The sequence below is a fragment of the Blastomonas sp. CCH9-A1 genome (assembly GCF_001557175.1).
Taxonomy (GTDB): domain Bacteria; phylum Pseudomonadota; class Alphaproteobacteria; order Sphingomonadales; family Sphingomonadaceae; genus Blastomonas; species Blastomonas delafieldii_A.
Genome location: NZ_LSHM01000030.1, coordinates 96,219 through 114,002 on the forward strand (window position 1 = coordinate 96,219; position 17,784 = coordinate 114,002).

The window sequence follows — 17,784 nt, forward strand, 5'->3', positions numbered from 1 at the left end:
CGCCGCGCATGCCGCGTGGTGGGAGCAGCGCATCGCCCGGCAGAAGGAGATCGACGCATCGATCGCAGCCAAGGCGGAAACCGAATATCTCTATGACCAGCCCTATGAGGACAAGACCCGCGTCCGCGTCGCCGGGCCGTTCACGGTGGAAAGCCTTTCGCCCCACCGCGTGCCCGCAATCGATGTCGACGACAGCCTGTTCGACGAGATGGAGGCAGCAGGCGGCAGGCGTCAGCCGGGCGCAGCAAGCGACACCGCCGATTTTGCGGCGATGGTGCTCGACAATCTCAAGCGATCGGGCGTGCAGCAAGCGCACAAGGCCGACCGGCTGGTCTTCGCCTCGCTCAAGCCCTGGCCGGGCCGCTTCATCTGCGCCGAGGGTGCGGTCCGCCAGGCGAGTGAGGGGGAAAGCGACACCCTGGCCGATAGCCCGACGCGCCGCGCCGCGATCTTCATCGGCCCCGAATATGGCACCGTCGCCCGCGCCGACCTGACCGCCGCCGCGCGCGAGGCGATGGAAGCGGGCTTCGACCTGCTGATCGCCGCCTCGTTCAACTTCGATGCGCACGCCTCCGAATTCGACCGCATGGGCGCGCTCACCGTGCTACAGGCGCGCATCAACCCGGACCTGCACATGCCCGATCTTGCCAATACCGGCGCGGGCAATCTGTTCACCGTGTTCGGCGAACCCGATATCCAGGTGCACGAGGAGGACGACGGCTGCATCAGCATCGAGGTGGCGGGCGTCGACATGTACAAGGGCGGCGAGATCGTCAGCGGCGATGCCGACGACATCGCGGTATGGTTCATCGACACCGATTATAATTACGAGAGCTTCTTCGTCCGCCACGCCTATTTTCCGGGCGCGAACGATCCCTACAAGGCGCTGAAAACGACCCTGAAGGCCGAGATCGACGCCGACGCCTGGGAAAGCCTCAAACGCACCCGCTCACGCCCCTTCCCGAGGCCTGCGGGCGGCAAGGTGGCGGTGAAGGTCATCAACCACCTGGGCGATGAAGTGATGAAGGTTGTGGGGGTTTAGGCGATGCTCATCCAGAACTATGGCCTATTCTGGAGAGAGGACCGGGTCGATTGGGGCGCAGGAAGTCGGCGTGGAAAGCTGTTAGGTTATTGGAACGGCGGCAAATGGTGTGAGGTGGATTTCAGGGAGCAGAGCGGCATCTATGTGCTTTATGACTCCAGCTACAAGATCATCTACATAGGCCAAGCCGGGCACAAAAACTCCAGGCTTTTCAACAGGCTGAAACAACACCGAAAGGATCACCTCGCGGAGCGTTGGTCGATCTTCTCGTGGTTCGGCACGCGCCCCGTAGACGGATCAGAAAAAAAGGGCTGGTTTCTCGGCGACGAAGATTTTTCGACCGATCTTTCTTCGGTGCTCAATCATATCGAGGGAATTCTGATTGCCGCCTGCGAGCCGCCCTTAAACAAACAAGGAGGCCGATTTGGGGACGCCGAGCGGTATCTTCAGCGCAAACCGATCCAGGAAGAGGAATGACCCTCCTCTACGCCGCCACCTTCACCAAGGCGCTGGATCGCCTCACCGTTGCCGAGCAGAAGCAGGTGAAGATCACTGCGTTCGATCTGGCGCAGGATGAAAGCGGCAATGGCCTCTCGCTCCACCGGGTCGAGGCATCGCCGGGTTTCTGGACAGCGCGGGTCAGTCAGGACACCCCAGACGCTGAATTCGCCGACACCAGCGCATGCTTTTGCTCATCCGACCAGTACCGACGGCGCTGAACGCCAGAAAATACCGAAACCAGACCCATCGCACCGTCTCTAACACCGGTGCAAGCACCCGCGCCTGCGCCAGTGCCTGGTCGATATGTCGCAAAATCAGCGCAAAGCGGCCCTCACCGCAATGGTACCCTCGGCTTTTCATCAAATCGACTTGAGCGTCGGCGGCTTGTGACGCGCCCCCCGGCTAGGATGAGAGCCGGGCGGCTCTTTTGCGCTTCAGCGCGGTCGAAGCAATGCGAGGGGGATGACAAGTTGTGTGAAAAACGGACGGCAAATGACCGGCGCGCACCCTCTTCTGGCCCCGAATGGAAAACAGCCACCATAGGTCAATAGCTCTCCTCGGCAGCGCCTCAATTCAATCCACAGTTTACGATTGTTGAGAAGACGCGTCGGCTGTGAAATAATCGATCAAGGATTGGGGGGATTCATCATGGCATTGCAAACACTACTGGGGCTGAGCGTGCTCGGAGCGCTAGTCACAACGATCGGCAGCCTCATCGCACTCTTTTTGAAGGATTTCGTGGCCGCAACTTGGCTGGAGCGCTGGAAGGCCCGGCAGACGTTGCTTGGCGCCTATCGTCGCTACCAAATGCCGATCTTCCTCGCCGCAGAGGAACTGTCGAACCGCCTCTACGGGCTGTCACGCGACAATAATGATCGAGAGCAACTAGAGGTCGGGCTCGCGGTGCTGAAAAAGCCGATCGTGCGCGAACCGAGCGCGGCGGTGAATGACCATTATCTCCGCTATCGGTTCGTCAGCAACGTCTATCGGCTTTGCAGCTTTCTCGGCTGGGTCGAGCTCTATCGGCGCGATATCGGGTCGCTCAACGTTGACGAGCTGGACCGCAACCGGCGGCTTGATGCGTGCCTGCGCAACATCCAGAGCGTGTTGGCCGATGGTTGGATCAATCAGCATAAAGATTGGCAGGATTGGAGCGATTGCCTCATTTTTCGCGAGGAGTTGCGCGCGATCGGCCATGCGATGTTGCCGCCCAGCGATAACCTCTGCATCCTAGATTTCGGTAGCTTTACATCAGTGCTAGAACATGACCCCGACGGCACCGAGGCGGCGCGCTGGTTCGTCCAAGCCGCGCAATTTTTCGAATGCCTGAAGCGCGATCAGGATTTCAGGCTGATCCGGATGCGTATGCTCGTCGTATATTTGACCGATCTGATGGAGCTCTTGCAGCCTAAGCGCATCGATCGTAGCCATATCACCACCGCCAAGGCCTACCGAATAAGCTTCGACACAATCACGGGCGGTCCTAAATGGTCGCAAACACCGCTCCCAGGCGGCGCGCTGCCGATCAATCGCTAAACCGTATCGACCCAAGAAGGATACATGCAAATATGATCGAACAGCCCATCGAGATGATTGACGAAGCCGCCCTGCAGCGGTTGATCGACAATCAAGTCTCGGAAGGCCGCGATCTGGAATTCAAGCGCGAACTGCCAGGCGGCAATGATGAGGCGACCCGCGAGTTTCTCGCCGATGTTACCGCCTTTGCGAACGCCCAAGGTGGCGATATCATCTACGGCTTGGACGAGGCCAACGGCGTTGCGGCCAATCTGCCTGGCGTAGAGGCGGACGACCACGATGCCGCCATCCTGCGGCTCGAAGGCAAACTCCAGACCGGTGTCAATCCGCGCCTAATCGGAGCGCGAACGCAATGGGTGCCGCTCGCCAATGGGCGCAGTGCACTGGTGCTGCGCATTCCCGGCAGCCTCAATGCCCCGCACCGCGTCACTTACAAGGGCGGCGCGCGCTTCTTCGGCCGCAACAGCCGGGGCAAATATGAGCTCGACGTCCACGACCTGCGCCATGCCTTCACCGACGCAGCCCAACTACCCCAGCAATTCCGCCAGCTCCATGCCGAGGCGATAGCTGCATCGCAGGGAGTCGAAATGCCTTTCGCGGTCGAGAAGGCACCGGTCGCGGTCATTTCGGTCGCACCGCTCGGTCTGTTCCGCGAGGAGCGGCGGATCGAGGTCGCGCGCGAGAATGCTGTCGTGCCCGTCCGGGTCGGCGCTTTTTCGTCGCTCGACACGATCGACGGTGTGTTGGTCCATGCACCGCTCAACGACGCGGGAAGGGTCGGCTCTTATGCGCTGACCTATCGCACGGGACGAACGGACTCAGCCTTTGTCATCGGCGGCGTGCGCCGGAATAATGGAGAGGATTGGCGCACATGCTGGCCAGCCACCTTCGAGCATGGCCTGCAAGCAATGACGAATGCCACGCAGATGCAGCTTCGCCAGCACGGCATCGAAGGCCCTTGGGTGATCCTGGTCAGCGTCTATGGCGCGAAGGGCTTCCGGATGATCCTGGGCGACGGCTATCAGACCGCTCTGGCGTTCCGGAACAATGTGCTGCTGGGCCAGCATATCGTCGAGCGGATCGACAATGAAGCGTTGATGCCGATCGCCGAAGCCTTCTGGCTGCTGTTCGGAGTTCATCGCCCCAAGAATCGCGCGCTCGGCGCTGAACGATAGGGCTGTGACCATGGCCGCCGCCAATCGGCAGAATACACCCAAAGCATACCTCGACATCCGTCGCTCGCTCCAGGCTCGCGAGATTCTCGTTGCGCTGGAAGAGCACGGCCCCAGCAATGATGCACTCTTCTATCAATGGCTGGGAGAGATTGGGCTCGGTCCCTCGCATCGCGATCTGGCCGACCTCCTCGATCGGCTGGAGGCCGACGGGCTTGTTGTGACGGAGCAGGTAGGCCAATTTCGCGTGATCAGGCCATTACGCGCCGGGATCGAGATCGCAAAGGCGCACGCCCAGTCGGACTGGATCGCCCGCGTGGATCCGGAATAGCCCGAGTCAGTTCGCCGTCATCTGCGAGGGCACGGCGGGCAGACGCATCCTTGTGAGGAAACTCGGAGGATATCCGCTGTACTGAAGTTAGAGCTGCACAGATAATTGCCACGTCGATGATTTTGCCCGTGCCACGATTTCGGGCACAGATGTGAGGAGAATCTCGCCGCTGATCTTGTTATACAATGCTACCCGATGCCTCGCGCCGAGGGCGTCAGCTGCGGCAATCTCGTTCTCCGTCAGTGCGAAGAAAAATCCGTCGAAGCCTGCTTTCACCCGCGGCTGGTTTGCGGTTTTTATTTCAATGAACGTGATCTCGGAGAGGCGCGCGCAAAGCGCACTAATGTCGCTGACGTCCAGATCGGGCGGTACCGCAAGCGCGTCGAAACTCGACGCTTTGATGTGCACGCCTGTCCCCGCCAACACATCGATGAGCCGCCGCAGAGCCAGACCCTTCGGCCGCGCTATCCAATGTTCGTTCGCAAGGACAACATCCTGCTCGCCGTCAGCGCCTCCCTGGTTTGCCAGCCGCTCGAGATGAGCTCGCTTTGTGGTGGCGTTCGTGCATGTGCCGGTCGAGTATGTGCAGAGCGCCTGCGAAGTGTTGTTCTACCTCGGTGACGGTGATGCTGTGCAATACGGCAACCTCGGAATAGCTGAGCTCATCGACACGGATGGCGAGAAATATCTCGCGCTGCATGGACGACATGCAATCGACGGCACGCTCGGCGCGGCGCAGCCGCCGCCGCTCGGCTCGGGAAAGACGCGCGCTCATGCTGCGTCCTCCGTGAAAGCAAGCAGATAATCTGCCGCCTTGCTGGCTGCGCTGGCTGCACGGAAGATCGCTTTTTCATCGTCGCGCAGAACCGAAAGCCAGGATGCGATGTAGTCGCTGTGGCGGACGGTGGGTGCAACGCCGAGCGATGCGCAGGTAAACGCAGCAGCCATCTCGGCGACCAGCTCTTCGCGGGCATAGGGCGCAGAACCAAAGCTGCCCTTCTGATCGCGATCCAGACGGCTCGCATGGCCGGTCCAGTGGCCCAGCTCGTGCAGCGCGGTACGGTACCAGTTGATGGGTTCGTGATAGGCAGCCTGCGGCGGTACCTGCACAAAGTCATTGGTGGGGCTGTAGAACGCTGCATCGCCACCGATGTTGAACGTCGCGCCACTCCTCCTGATGACCGCATCGGCGGAAGTGATGGCGAGCACCGGATCGCTCGCAAGAGGCGCTGCGGTCATGTCATCTGGCAGACCCTCGCACTGGTCGATATTGAACACGGTGAACCGCTTGAGAAAAGCAACGGTCCGGGCCTCGCGGTCCTCACCCCTCGCCTGCTCGGCCTCGGCCCTCGGCGTGAAGCGGTCGGCATAGCAGACGGTCGTCCCCTTCTCGCCCTTGCGGACATTGCCGCCTGCGGCCTGTGCCTGACGATAGGTCAACCAGCGCTGTGAGCCATAGCCCTTGCAGACCACCTCGGCCCAGAGGATCAGGACGTTGATGCCCGAATAGCGCCGGTCGGTCGCTGCGTTGTGCGGCATGGTGCAACCGCATAGCGATGTGTCCCAGGGCTGCACCCAGGGAAGCCGTCCCTCCTCGAGCTCGGCGATGATGCGTGACGTGACCTCGCTGTAGAGGCTCTGTCGGATAGTGCTGTGTTCCATGACCCTTGTCTCCTTCCCACCGTAACCCGGCCCGGGAGGGGCGCTGGGGGGCGGCGAGAGATCGCAGGGCGGCCACGCTGCAACGGGCAGCGCGCATGCCAAAGGCACCGCAACGAAGAGGAGGACCCGCAACGCGGGTTGCGCGCTGGCCTGGCGTGGCCAGAGGCGATTGACGGCCCCCAGTGTCCCGCCCGAGCGGGGCAAACGCCGCCGCGCAGCGGCGACCGCAGACGCGCTGCCAAAGCGCTGAAACATCAAGAGACGCTGTGAGCAGAAACAATCTGCTTACGCCGCAGCATCCCAAATCAGACGGGCAGCGCTCCCCTGCCCCAAAGCCTGCGAAGCACCCGCATGACGTTCGATTGACGCGGAGCGGCACATCGCCAATCTGATCGCAGGCAGGGGCAGATCACATCACCGGATGGAGACAATGGCCATGGCTTCCCATGCACCCGACAGGTTCTTAAGGCTCAATACCGTGCTCGATCGCACCGGGCTTTCCAGAGCGACGCTCTACCGCAAAATCCAGGCGGGCACGTTCCCAAAGCAGGTCAAGATCGCGGAGCGATGCTGCGGTTGGCGGGAATCCGCCATCGAAGAATGGCTGCGAAATCCGATGTTCTATGAGGTCGGCGATTGAACGGGCAGCTTGGAAGGCAGCCGTCGCATGCTGAGGGATGCAAGGGCGTCTAGGAATCCGTGAAGCGACATTCAGCGATGCGCTCCGATTTCCAGCCATTACGGCCCCATGCAATTGCCTGAAAGCGGACATCGCTGCCAGTTGGTCCGAATAGCCGAGTTTGGGACAAACCTGCCGTAAACGGTCCACCAATCGAACGACCGCTCCCACAAAAAGCTGACCTCAGGTCGTTTGCTCGGGCATTGAGTTCAGTTGTGCCCAAAAAGCTGGGTACGACCCAGACAGCCTGATCATGCAAAGCCGGTAATTTGCTTTATCAGGTCTCTTCTGTCTTCCCGTGGGGTGCCATCAACCTGCAGGGCGACGGCTTCGTCTTCCGGTGTCACGAACCAGTGGACCCTGCGGTCTTGGGTGGCTTGCCAGACCGTTTGCGCAACTTGTTGCGGCAGTACGTTCACGCCCAGGATATCGACCGATTTCGCCTTGATCTGCGGCGACAGGACCATTGGCGTGGCGACATAGGCGACCATGATGTCGCAAACCCAGATGCCTGCCGCTTCCAGTTCGATATTGAGCGCTTCGGTCAACGCCCGGACTGCAAACTTGCTGGCCGAATAGACCGACTCTTCGGGTATGCCATGAATGGCGGCGACCGACGACATCGTGATGATGCGCGCTCCGGTGCGCTGGCGCAGGAGCGGCAGGGCGAGATGCATGCCGTTGATCACGCCGTTCACATTGACGTCGATCAGCTTGTGCATTGCCGCCAGCGAACAGTCTGCAAATTCGCGCATCTCCAGAATGCCGGCGCAGTTGAACAGAACGTCCAGCCCATCGTCGCCCGCAAATGCCTGGAGCGCGGACGCCAACGCTTCGGGATCGCACACATCAGCCTGACAAGCGGTCGCGGCGTCGCCAAGCTCTGCAGCCAGGCTTTCGATCCGGGCGGAATCAATGTCGCACAGGGCTATGCGCCAGCCCTGAGCCGCAAACAGCTCTGCCGTGGCCTTGCCAATTCCCGAGGCGGCCCCGGTGATGAAAATCGAGGGTTTCGTCATGTGCTGCCATCCTGCGAGCTGCGCTCGTTCCAGACAAAGCCGCGGAACCGATCACGCAGATCCTTCTTGCTGATCTTGCCGGTGCCGGTATGCGGGATGGCATCGACAAAGGCTATGGCATCGGGCAACCACCATTTGGCGATCTTGCCGACGAGGAAGCTGTGGATGTCTGCATCGCTGCACTCCATGCCGGGCTTCCTGACCACGACCAGCAAGGGCCGTTCGTCCCATTTGGGGTGATGGATGCCGATTGCCGCGGCTTCGGCAACCGCCGGATGACCGATCGCCGCGTTTTCCAGCTCGACCGAACTGATCCACTCGCCACCCGACTTGATCACGTCCTTCGCGCGGTCGGTCAGCTGCAATGTGCCGTCAGGATGGATCACGCCGACATCGCCCGTGTCGAACCACTGGCCTGCGACCACCGCATCGTCATCGGCCTTGAAATAGCGCCTGATGACCCAGGGCCCGCGCACCTGCAACGCGCCAGCGGTCAGGCCATCGCGCGGCAAGACCTTTTCCGGATCGTCCAGATCGACGCATCGGATCTCGACCCCGAAGGGTGGCCGACCCTGCATCGCCTTGATGCCGACCTGCTCGTCAAACGGCAGATCGTCCCAGTCCCAGGTCTCTGCCCCGATCGTGCCGATGGGTGACGTCTCCGTCATTCCCCAGGCATGGGCGACACGGCATCCTGCCCGCATGAAGCGGTCGATCATCGCGCGCGGCATGGCCGATCCACCCGTGACGATGGTCTGCAGGCTGGGCGGTATTCGGCCGCCGTCGTGCGTATCCACATGCTGCAACAGGGCCAGCCAGACGGTTGGCACTCCTGCCGAACAGGTCACCTTCTCGCGGTTCATGAGATCGCACAGCACGGCGCCGTCGTTGACGGCGCAATAGACGAACTTCGCCCCAGCCGCCGCCCCGGCCCAGGGCAGGCCCCAGCTTGCCGCATGGAACATCGGCACGATCGGCAGCATGACCGAACGGCAATCCATTCTGAACACCGATGGCGTAATCGCGGCCATGGCGTGGAGCATGGTCGAGCGGTGTTCATACAGCACGCCCTTGGGATTGCCGGTCGTGCCGCTGGTGTAGCAAAGCATGCACGGGTCGCGCTCGTCTCCATCGTGCCAGGCTGTCTGGCCGTCTTCGCCGCCGATCCATGCCTCGAAGTGCAACGCAGGTTCGCTGCTGTCGAAGCAGATATAATGCTCCACCGTCGGCCAGCGCGGCTTCATCCGTTCGACAATCGGTGCCCAGACCTTGTCGAACAGCATCACCCGGTCTTCGGCATGGTTGACGATATAGTCGAGCTGATCGTCGAACAGGCGCGGGTTGAGCGTGTGCAACACCGCGCCCGCACCGACCGCGCCATACCAGGAAACGAGGTGCCGGTGATGGTTCATGGCCAGCGTGGCAACGCGGTCCCCCGGTCGCACCCCCAGTTTGCGCAAGCCCTGTGCCATGCGCAGCGCATCGTGGCGTATGCCTGCCCAATGGGTCCGTGTCTCGCTGCCGTCGGCCCAGCGGGTGACGATCTCGCGACTTGCGTGTTCGCGCGCAGCATGGTCGATCAAATGCGTGACGCGCAGTTTCCAGTCCTGCATCGCCCCCTGACCTGTGCCCGCAATCATGCCAGCAATCCGCCATCGACCACGAGCTCGCTGCCGGTCATGTAGCTCGATTCATCCGAGGCTAGGAACACCACGGTCGCGGCCACCTCGTCCGCCTCGCCGAAGCGCTGCATCGGAATGCGGTCGAGCGTCCTGGCGGCAAAGTCGTGCGGCAGCTGTGCGAGCGCGTCCTGCACCAGCGCGGTTCCGACATAGCCGGGGTGGACGCTGTTGACCCGGACGCGATAGCCTGACCGCGCGCAGTGAATGGCGGCGGATTTCGTCAGCAGACGCACTCCGCCCTTCGAGGCGTTATAGGCCGGGACGTGCGCATTGCCGACAATCCCTTCGATCGAGGAGATGTTGACGATCGACCCGCCCTTTTCGCGCATTGCCAGCACGCCTGCGCGGGTGCCCAGGAACACAGCGTCAAGATTGATCGCCATGGTCTGCCGCCAGTCGCTGAAACTCTGTGTCTCGATTGTTCCCGGCAAGGCTATGCCGGCATTGTTGACCAGAATGTCGATGCCGCCAAAGGCTTGCTGCACCTTTTCGACGACCTCGTTCCAGGCTTGCTCCTGTGTGACATCCTGCAGCAGGAACAGGGCCTGTGACCCCCCGCTACGCAAGAGATCGGCCAGGGCCATGCCCTCGTCCTCCCGGATGTCCGTAACCGCGACGCTGGCACCTTCTCTGGCCAGCGCCAGGCAGATGGCGCTGCCGATCCCGCGCGCGCCCCCTGTGACCAGCGCCACCTTTCCCTTCAAGCGCATCCGAAGCTCCTTTGCTGCACGAAAAAACGGGGTGGGACATGCCCACCCCAGGATCGGGGGGATGATCAGAAGCGTGCGGTCAGCTCCACGCCATAAGTTCGCGGCGTCCCCCGGTTCAGATAGTCCAGCCCGAAGATGTCGATATTGAGCCCGTAGCTGTAATAGAACTTGTTGGTCAGGTTCTTGACCCACAGGCTTGCCGAGTAATTGCCCTTTTCGACCGTCAAGCGGCTGTTCACCAGCCAATAGCCGGGGTTGCCGCATGTAATGGCGACACCCGCGGGCCGCACCGCCCCCGGCGCGCCCGGACGGTCGCATGGATCCAGACCATAATCGCCGAACGGGTCGAAGAAATAGCGGCCGGTATAGGCGGCATCGCTGCGCAGGTTCACGCGCAGGTCTCCCGCATTATAGGCATCCCAATCCATGCCGATCGAGAAGGTCTCGCGCGGGGCATTGGGAAATGGATTGCCATTGACGTTCCGGGTCGGGCTGGAGGGATCGGCAGGATCGACCACATTGCCCTTGTATTTGCTGCGCAGCAGACTGGCCGACCCATCGATCCGGAAGCTGGGCGTCACCTGCCAGGTCAGCTCCGCCTCTCCACCATAGAGACGGCCATCGGCGCTGCGGGTGAAACTGGTGGCCCCGATGACCTGGGTGACCTGGTGGCCCATGTAGTCATAATAGAAGCCCGCAAGGTTCAGCTGCACGCGGCGGTCGAACAGCCTCAGCTTCAGGCCGCCTTCATACGCGTCGATTGTCTCGGGCTTGATGAAATAGACCTGGTTGGTCCCCTGATAGGCCAGGCCATTGAAGCTGCCCGCCCGATAGCCGCGGCTATAGTTGAGATAGCCCATCACATCATCGGTAAAGTCATAGGAGACATTGACCCGCCCGGTCAGCCGATTGGCCGATTCGCGCTGCTCCAGTGCGGGCAGGCTGGCATTATAGGGGAAGGAATAGGGGATGGTGCTGGCGACAATGCGGCGGCCGCCCAGATCGTAGAGCACTGTGCGCCCATCGAGATAGTTGACCTTGTCGCGGGTGTATCGCAGGCCGACGCTGACCGTGAGCGCATCGGTCAGATCATAGCTCGCATCGGCATAGAGGGCGAACGAGGGGCGGCTGATCGTAAAGCGCTGCTCGCCGTTGATCGGCCCGAACGGCGGCGCACCCGCCGCACGGCAAGCCGCCGAAACGACGCCACCGAAACCACCGCCGCCAGAATTGTTCAGCTGAATGTCGGTCAGCAGGGCAATCAGCGAGCGGGCGTCGAGAAAGCCGTTGGGATTGCCTGTCGCGACCGGCGCGCATCCCGCCGGCACAGTCGGGTTGAGAGCAGGGTTGACCGCGAAGGCCGGAACGATGGCGGCAGCCTGAGGCGCGGAAACCGGTGCGTTGAAGAAACTGTCGGGTGCGCCTGCGGAGCGGAGCAGCGGCTCAAGCACACCGAAAAAGTCGATTTCGTTGCGGGTCTTGATCCTGTCCTTGCCGTAATATCCCCCGGCGACGAGGTTGAGCCGGTCGGTCTGGAAGGTCAGGCGTAGATCCTGGTTGAAGTTCTTGCTGGTCGAATTGTAGCGCAGCGCGCAAACGTCGTTGGGCGAACCATCGCAATCGAACGGCGAATTGCTGTATCTGCCCCAGTCATATCCGGTGATCGAGGTCAGCGTCAGACTGTCGCTCAGCTCCGCCGCGACGCTCAGCGAAAATCCGCGCGACGCGGTATAGTAATTGCCGCCGGTATCGGCCGCCACCTCGTTCCGGCGGAGCGGACGCCCGCCGTTCTGGGCCGGATCCGACCGGGAATAGCCCAGCACGTCCCTGTCGCCGGCCAACTGGCCGATCGCATAGGGATTGGGCGCAAGCGGATTGTCGCGCGCGAAATAGCCCTTCAGGTTGATGTCGATCGACTCGGCGGGCTTCCAGCGGAGGCTGGCGCGGCCGGCATAGGTATTGGTCGTGCCTGCATCGCGATTCTGCGCGGGGTTGAACTGCCAGCCATCGCCCTTGGCAAATGTCCCGGCAAGGCGGATGCCCAGCACATCGGGAACCAGCGTGGCCTCCACCGCCCCCTCGGCGGTCCAGGTGTCGTAATTGCCATAGCCAACCGTCACATAGCCTTCGCTCTCACCCAGCTTGGGCTTGTTGGTGAAGAAGCTGATCGCGCCGCCGGTGGTGTTGCGCCCGTAAAGCGTACCCTGCGGGCCGCGCAGGACTTCGATCCGTTCCAGATCGTAGAGTTGCTGCCCATGGCTGGCGCGAAAGCTCTGATAGACTTCGTCGACATAGACACCGACGGGCGAGGCCGTCGATGCGGAGAATTCGTTGGCCACGGAAACGCCGCGCAGCGCGAAGTTCGGCTGGGTGCGCCCATAGGGGGTCGTGATCTGCAGGCTGGGAACGAAGCCCTGCAGGTCGGACGTTTCGCTGACCCCGCGGGACTGCAGTTCGTCACCGGTCAGCGCAGAGACGGCCAGGGGCACGTCCTGCAGGATCTGCGCGCGCTTCTGCGCAACCACGACAATATCCGTTATTGCCCCCTCGTCTGCAGGCTCGCTCGCCTCTTGCGCAAAAGCTGGTGCCGTGCACAGTACGATTCCTGTTGCGCCCGACAAGAAAAATGCTCGCAGCTGCTTGTATGGGGTCACGTTCGCCTCTCCCTTTCGTTTATTGCTGCTCCCCGCTCTTCATGAGCTGGTGGACAGCCGATTGTTCTTTGAAGATTATATTGCGCCAGGCGGAGGCAGCCGACCATGACACGTCTTGCCAAGTTCTTGGCCTCACGTGCCAGATTGACTTGGCCATGGCACGGTTCAGGCTGCCTCGTATCCAAGCACCGCCTTGACCTCCATGAACTCGTGAAATGCCAGCTCGCCCCATTCGCGGCCGTTGCCGGACTGCTTGAAGCCGCCGAACGGCGCGTTCAGATCCAGCGCGGCATAATTGAGCAGGACCTGCCCTGCGCGGAGCCGCGACGCGACGGCGCGGGCCTGTTCGATGCTGGCCGATTGCACATAGGCGGCCAGGCCATAGACGCTGTCGTTGGCAATCGCGACCGCTTCATCGACATTGCAATATCCGATCAGGACAACCACGGGGCCGAAGATCTCCTCGCGTGCAATGGCCATGTCGTTGGTCACATCCGCAAAGACGGTGGGCTTGACATAATAGCCAAGGTCGAGACCATCGGGCCGACCGGTGCCACCGGCGACCAGGGTTGCGCCTTCGGCAATGCCTTGAGCGATCAGCGCCTGGATGCGATCCCATTGCGTCTGGGAGACGACCGGGCCCAGCGCGACCGCTTCCTGCGGCGAACCCACGGACTGCTGCGCGATGGTCTGCGCCGCAACCGCCTTTGCTTCCTCCATCCGGCTGATCGGGACCAGCATACGCGACGGCGCGTTGCAGCTCTGACCGCTGTTCACCATCATCGCTTCGACACCGCGCGCCACGGCATCGGCAAGATCGGCATCGGGCAGGATGATATTGGCCGACTTGCCGCCCAGCTCCTGATGCACCCGCTTGACGGTGGGGGCGGCATCGCAAGCGACCTGCACTCCCGCCCGCGTCGATCCGGTGAACGACACCATGTCGACACCGGGATGCGATGAAATCGCCGCCCCGACCGAAGGCCCATCGCCGTTGACGAGGTTGAAGACGCCGTGCGGCACGCCCGCCGCATGAAGCGCCTCGGCAAAGATCTGCGCGCTGAAGGGTGCCACTTCCGAAGGCTTGAGCACCATCGTGCACCCGACGGCGAGCGCCGGTGCAACCTTGCAGGCAATCTGGTTGAGCGGCCAGTTCCAGGGCGTGATCATTCCCACGACCCCGATGGGCTCGGCGGTGATCAGCGTGGTTCCCACGGTCCGATCGGTCTCGAGACCTGCCAGAATCTGCCGCGCCAGCTGGAAGTGACCGAGACCGAAAGGCACATGGGCGGCGGCGGCGAGACCCGCTGGCGCGCCCATTTCCTCGGTGATTGCCGCCGCCAGATCATCCTTGCGCGCAACCAGTTGCGCCAGCACTGCGTCCAGCAGGTCAAGGCGCTCGGCCCGGCTCGTACGTCCATAGCTTTCGAAAGCGCGCCGCGCCGCCTGCACGGCACGGTCCACGTCCGCTGCACCGCCCATGCTGATCCGGCCGGCAACCCCTTCGGTGGCGGGGTCGAACACCTCCAGGGTCCTGGGTTCTGCAGGCGGCACCCAGGCACCGTCGATGTAGAAGTCGAGATAGTTGCGCATCAGAATTCTCCTGCAAGGACTGGATCGTTTTCACGCAGCACTGCGGCGAGCAGCCGCGCTGCACGCGCGATAAGGGCATCGCCGCCGGGCAGGCCACGGCGCATGGTCGCCATCCCGTGGATCAGGCCTGCCGCCTCCAGATAATGGCACTCGATCCCGCGCCGGATGAGTGCGGCAGCCAGCGCGCGCCCCTGATCGCGCAGCGGGTCAAGCCCGGCTGTCAGAATGACGGTCGGCGGCAGGTCCGCGGACAGATCGTGCAGGACGGGCGAGACATCGACATTCCGACGATCGTTCGCGACCGGCAGATAATCGGTGATGAAGCGATGCATGAGCTTGCGGTCGAGCAGGAAGCCCTCGGCAAACTCGGCATAAGAGCCTGTTTCGGGCTCGGTGCAGTCGCCGACCGGGTAGATCAGCAACTGGGCCAGCCGTTGGGCGGGCTCCAGCCTCGCACTGACGGCAAGCGCCAGGGCACCTCCGGCACTGTCGCCCGCCAGGGCAATGCCAGCGACCGGCGCTTCCAGAACCGCAGGCCCGTCGGCCACGAAGCGCGCCGCCGCCAGGCAATCGTCATGCGCGGCCGGATAGGGATGTTCTGGCGCAAGCCGGTAATCCACCGCCACCACGCGCAGACCCGCCACCGCGGCCAGCCGGGTGCAGAGCGCATGATGCGTGTCCAGGTCGCCGATGACCCAGCCGCCGCCGTGAAAGAAGACGATGACCGGTCCAGCTGAGGGTTGCCCAGGGAAATAGGCCCGCATCGGCACGCCATCGCCCACGAAATCGGCGATGCGAACGGAAGCGTCGGCATCCGCCTCGAACGCGGCACCCAGTTGGTGATAGACCGCACGGGCCGCTTCCGCCGGCAGGTCGCCCAGATGCGGCCCATCCATGGCGGCCAGGGCCTCCAGCACGACGGCGGTTTCGGGAAGAACAAGCGGCTCGGTCATTTGCCCGCTCCCCGTCCCTGTTCCTGAATCTTCAGCAGGAGCGCCCTTGAGGACACATAGGCGCGCAGGGCTTCCGCATCGGCGCTGGTCAGGGTCTTGGCGAAACTGATCATGCCGCGGTCCTTGAGCGCGCCGCCGATGACCACTTCCTTCCACCCATCCGCGCTTGGCAGCACGCCGGAGCGGCGCAGATCGGGCACCACGCCGCTCGATACCGCGCCAGGACCGTGGCAGGCCCAGCAGTCCTTCTGGAACAGCGCCTCGCCCCGCGCTACCAGCGATGCCGGGAACGGTTCGCTCGAAGGGTTGGCCGGTGCCTTGAAGAGCTTTTCGACCTTGGGCATGGGCGCCTTGCCGCCGATGCGGAAAACGTAGACACGGCCATTCGGGCGGGGTCCGGGATTGTCGTTGAAATAGGAGGTCAAGGCATAGGCACCGCCATAGCCGGCCAGCACGGCGATATACTGGTTGCCGCCCGCCTCGAAGGTCATCGGCGCGGCCATGATGGCCATGCCCAGGTTCACATTCCACAGGACCTTGCCGTCGCTTGCTGCAAAGGCCCGGAAATTGCCGCGCGTGTCGCCCTGAAAGACCAGGCCGCCCGCGGTCGTCAGCACGCCGCTGTTCCAGGGTTCGGGATAGTCAAATCCCCAGGCCTCCTTCTGGCGCACGGGGTCCCAGGCGATCAGCCGGCCGCCGAGAAGCGCGCGCGTCGCGGCTACCGTTGCGGGATCGTCCGGCGGGGAGGTGCGCTGGGTTTCAAGGCCCAGGTTCCACCGGCCCGGACGGAACGAATAGTCGGACGGCTGTTCATAGGCGAACAGGGCCTTGTTGCCGGGAATATAGGTCAGCCCGGTCTCAGGGTTGAATGCCATCGGCTGCCAGTTATGCGCCCCAAGAGCGCCCGGCATGACCACGGCGGGTGCCTTTTCGAACCGGGCGGCGGGGATTTCTATCGGCCTGCCGGTGGCCATGTCATACCCTGTGGCCCAGTTCACATCGACAAAGTTCCTGGCCGAAAGCAGCTTGCCGTTGGTGCGGTCGATGACGAAGAAGAAACCGTTTTTCGGCGCCTGCATCAGCACCTTGCGCGGCTTGCCGTCGATCGTCAGATCGGCCAGCGTGATCTGCTGGGTGTTGGTATAGTCCCAGGTCTCACCGGGGTTCGCCTGATAATGCCAGCGATAGCTGCCGGTATCGGGATCGAGCGCGACGATCGACGAGAGGAACAGATTGTCGCCCTTGCCCTGGCTGCGGATGCGATAGTTCCAGGGGCTGCCATTGCCCACGCCGATATAGAGCTGGTCCAGTTCCTCGTCATAGACGATCGAATCCCAGACCGTGCCGCCGCCGCCCTGTTTCCAGTATTCGCCCGACCAGGTCGCTTGCGCCTTTTGCGCAAGGATGCTGTCGGACGCGGCACCATCCGGACCATTGGCCGGGTTGCCGGGCACGGTGTAGAAGCGCCAGGCCTGCTTACCGGTCTGCGCATCATAGGCGGTCACATAGCCGCGCGCACCCAGCTCCGCACCGCCGTTGCCGATGACGACGCGTCCCTTGACGATGCGCGGCGCTCCGGTGATGGTATAGGTCTTGGATTGGTCTACGGTGACCACCGACCAGACGGGCTTTCCGGTCTTCGCATCGAGTGCGATCAGGCGCCCGTCGAACGTGCCGAAATACAGCTTGCCATCGTACAGCGCGGCCCCGCGATTGCCGACATCGCAGCACCCCTTGGCGGCATATTCGCCGGGCACCTGCGGGTCGAAGCGCCACAGCTCCTTTCCGGTGACGGCGTCGAATGCATAAACCTTGGACCAGGCCGTCGTGACATAGAGCACGCCGTCCTTTTCCAGCGGCGTTCCTTCCTGCGCACGGTTGGTGTCCAGTTCGAACGACCAGGCGAGTCCCAGATCCGCGACGCTCTTGGCGTTGATCTGGGTCAGACCGCTGAAACGCTGCTCATCGAACGTGCCGCCATAGGTCACCCAGTCTCCGGCCTCGTGCGAGCTTGCCAGCAACGTCTGCCAGGCGGCATCGTTCGAAGGCGACGACTTTGAACCGAAATACACTATCGCGCCGGCGGAAATGGCGACAGTGGTGACCGCCAGAGCGGTCATTCGTGCGAATTTCGACACGGTCTCTCCCCTTTATGATTGGGGCGAATGTGTCTTTATCTGCCAAAGTCGGCCATGGCGTGGCGCGCCAAGTTATTGACGCAATCCGCCACGCGGTCCTATCGTGCAAAGA

General features: G+C 62.6%; 16 protein-coding genes. 6 read left to right on the forward strand and 10 right to left on the reverse strand.

The features are described 5' to 3' along the window. The first annotated feature begins 1,045 nt into the window (after positions 1 to 1,045). The 5 genes from AX725_RS08400 (at position 1,046) to AX725_RS08420 (ending at position 4,582) form a co-directional block, all read left to right on the forward strand. The gene (locus AX725_RS08400) at positions 1,046 to 1,519 is read left to right on the forward strand and encodes a GIY-YIG nuclease family protein (protein WP_066114164.1); all 474 of its coding nucleotides are present in this window, start codon (positions 1,046 to 1,048) and stop codon (positions 1,517 to 1,519) included. Next, entirely contained in the window at positions 1,516 to 1,761 is a 246-nt protein-coding gene (locus AX725_RS20895) for a hypothetical protein (RefSeq protein ID WP_066114161.1), read from the forward strand. The genes AX725_RS08400 and AX725_RS20895 overlap by 4 nt, the downstream gene beginning before the upstream one ends. Before the next feature lie 430 nt (positions 1,762 to 2,191). Continuing rightward, a complete protein-coding gene (locus AX725_RS08410) occupies positions 2,192 to 3,079 on the forward strand; it encodes a PLP-dependent aminotransferase family protein (RefSeq protein WP_155645727.1) in 888 nt (295 codons plus the stop codon). 32 nt (positions 3,080 to 3,111) lie between these two features. Beyond that, positions 3,112 to 4,254: an AlbA family DNA-binding domain-containing protein gene (locus AX725_RS08415; RefSeq protein WP_066114092.1), complete on the forward strand. Its 1,143-nt coding sequence runs from the start codon at positions 3,112 to 3,114 to the stop codon at positions 4,252 to 4,254. Positions 4,255 to 4,264: 10 nt separating this feature from the next. Next, entirely contained in the window at positions 4,265 to 4,582 is a 318-nt protein-coding gene (locus AX725_RS08420; RefSeq protein WP_066114094.1) for a hypothetical protein, read from the forward strand. 87 nt (positions 4,583 to 4,669) lie between these two features. On the opposite strand, the gene AX725_RS08425 is transcribed toward AX725_RS08420, so the two are convergent. The 3 genes from AX725_RS08425 to AX725_RS08435 form a co-directional block, all read right to left on the reverse strand. Then, on the reverse strand, positions 4,670 to 4,990 hold the full coding sequence (locus AX725_RS08425; protein ID WP_155645726.1) for a hypothetical protein: 321 nt from the start codon (positions 4,988 to 4,990) through the stop codon (positions 4,670 to 4,672). 97 nt (positions 4,991 to 5,087) lie between these two features. Next, positions 5,088 to 5,357 (reverse strand): sigma factor-like helix-turn-helix DNA-binding protein, encoded by a 270-nt coding sequence (locus tag AX725_RS08430; RefSeq protein WP_066119110.1) that lies wholly within the window; start codon positions 5,355 to 5,357, stop codon positions 5,088 to 5,090. Beyond that, complete coding sequence (locus AX725_RS08435) at positions 5,354 to 6,244, reverse strand: ArdC family protein (protein WP_066114103.1); 891 nt, start codon at positions 6,242 to 6,244, stop codon at positions 5,354 to 5,356. Before AX725_RS08435 ends, AX725_RS08430 begins: the two co-directional genes overlap by 4 nt. A 436-nt stretch (positions 6,245 to 6,680) precedes the next feature. Here AX725_RS08435 and AX725_RS08440 point away from each other — a divergent pair, with 436 nt between their 5' ends. After that, complete coding sequence (locus tag AX725_RS08440) at positions 6,681 to 6,884, forward strand: helix-turn-helix transcriptional regulator (protein ID WP_066114143.1); 204 nt, start codon at positions 6,681 to 6,683, stop codon at positions 6,882 to 6,884. 290 nt (positions 6,885 to 7,174) lie between these two features. Here AX725_RS08440 and AX725_RS08445 read toward each other — a convergent pair whose 3' ends face one another. The 7 genes from AX725_RS08445 to AX725_RS08475 all read right to left on the reverse strand — a co-directional run bounded on the left by AX725_RS08445 (position 7,175) and on the right by AX725_RS08475 (position 17,672). Then, positions 7,175 to 7,942: an SDR family oxidoreductase gene (locus tag AX725_RS08445; protein WP_066114107.1), complete on the reverse strand. Its 768-nt coding sequence runs from the start codon at positions 7,940 to 7,942 to the stop codon at positions 7,175 to 7,177. Further along, complete coding sequence (locus AX725_RS08450) at positions 7,939 to 9,582, reverse strand: long-chain fatty acid--CoA ligase (protein ID WP_066114109.1); 1,644 nt, start codon at positions 9,580 to 9,582, stop codon at positions 7,939 to 7,941. The genes AX725_RS08445 and AX725_RS08450 overlap by 4 nt, the downstream gene beginning before the upstream one ends. Further along, the gene (locus tag AX725_RS08455) at positions 9,579 to 10,334 is read right to left on the reverse strand and encodes a glucose 1-dehydrogenase (protein WP_066114112.1); all 756 of its coding nucleotides are present in this window, start codon (positions 10,332 to 10,334) and stop codon (positions 9,579 to 9,581) included. Before AX725_RS08455 ends, AX725_RS08450 begins: the two co-directional genes overlap by 4 nt. A gap of 65 nt (positions 10,335 to 10,399) precedes the next feature. Next, positions 10,400 to 12,859 carry a TonB-dependent receptor gene (locus AX725_RS08460; RefSeq protein WP_230962361.1) on the reverse strand — a complete coding sequence of 820 codons (2,460 nt, stop codon included), beginning with the start codon at positions 12,857 to 12,859 and terminating at the stop codon, positions 10,400 to 10,402. Positions 12,860 to 13,153: 294 nt separating this feature from the next. Next, positions 13,154 to 14,581: an aldehyde dehydrogenase family protein gene (locus tag AX725_RS08465; RefSeq protein WP_066114117.1), complete on the reverse strand. Its 1,428-nt coding sequence runs from the start codon at positions 14,579 to 14,581 to the stop codon at positions 13,154 to 13,156. Further along, positions 14,581 to 15,534, reverse strand: a complete 954-nt coding sequence (locus tag AX725_RS08470) for an alpha/beta hydrolase (protein WP_066114120.1) — start codon at positions 15,532 to 15,534, stop codon at positions 14,581 to 14,583. Before AX725_RS08470 ends, AX725_RS08465 begins: the two co-directional genes overlap by 1 nt. Beyond that, positions 15,531 to 17,672: a PQQ-dependent dehydrogenase, methanol/ethanol family gene (locus tag AX725_RS08475; RefSeq protein ID WP_155645725.1), complete on the reverse strand. Its 2,142-nt coding sequence runs from the start codon at positions 17,670 to 17,672 to the stop codon at positions 15,531 to 15,533. Before AX725_RS08475 ends, AX725_RS08470 begins: the two co-directional genes overlap by 4 nt. Between the last annotated feature and the right edge of the window lie 112 nt (positions 17,673 to 17,784).

Coding starts and splice junctions, on each gene's coding strand:
- AX725_RS08400 (WP_066114164.1), top strand. CDS start 1,046: ATGCTCATCCAGAACTATGGCCTATTCTGGAGAGAGGACCGGGTCGAT.
- AX725_RS20895 (WP_066114161.1), top strand. CDS start 1,516: ATGACCCTCCTCTACGCCGCCACCTTCACCAAGGCGCTGGATCGCCTC.
- AX725_RS08410 (WP_155645727.1), top strand. CDS start 2,192: ATGGCATTGCAAACACTACTGGGGCTGAGCGTGCTCGGAGCGCTAGTC.
- AX725_RS08415 (WP_066114092.1), top strand. CDS start 3,112: ATGATCGAACAGCCCATCGAGATGATTGACGAAGCCGCCCTGCAGCGG.
- AX725_RS08420 (WP_066114094.1), top strand. CDS start 4,265: ATGGCCGCCGCCAATCGGCAGAATACACCCAAAGCATACCTCGACATC.
- AX725_RS08430 (WP_066119110.1), bottom strand. CDS start 5,357: ATGAGCGCGCGTCTTTCCCGAGCCGAGCGGCGGCGGCTGCGCCGCGCC.
- AX725_RS08435 (WP_066114103.1), bottom strand. CDS start 6,244: ATGGAACACAGCACTATCCGACAGAGCCTCTACAGCGAGGTCACGTCA.
- AX725_RS08440 (WP_066114143.1), top strand. CDS start 6,681: ATGGCTTCCCATGCACCCGACAGGTTCTTAAGGCTCAATACCGTGCTC.
- AX725_RS08445 (WP_066114107.1), bottom strand. CDS start 7,942: ATGACGAAACCCTCGATTTTCATCACCGGGGCCGCCTCGGGAATTGGC.
- AX725_RS08450 (WP_066114109.1), bottom strand. CDS start 9,582: ATGATTGCGGGCACAGGTCAGGGGGCGATGCAGGACTGGAAACTGCGC.
- AX725_RS08455 (WP_066114112.1), bottom strand. CDS start 10,334: ATGCGCTTGAAGGGAAAGGTGGCGCTGGTCACAGGGGGCGCGCGCGGG.
- AX725_RS08465 (WP_066114117.1), bottom strand. CDS start 14,581: ATGCGCAACTATCTCGACTTCTACATCGACGGTGCCTGGGTGCCGCCT.
- AX725_RS08470 (WP_066114120.1), bottom strand. CDS start 15,534: ATGACCGAGCCGCTTGTTCTTCCCGAAACCGCCGTCGTGCTGGAGGCC.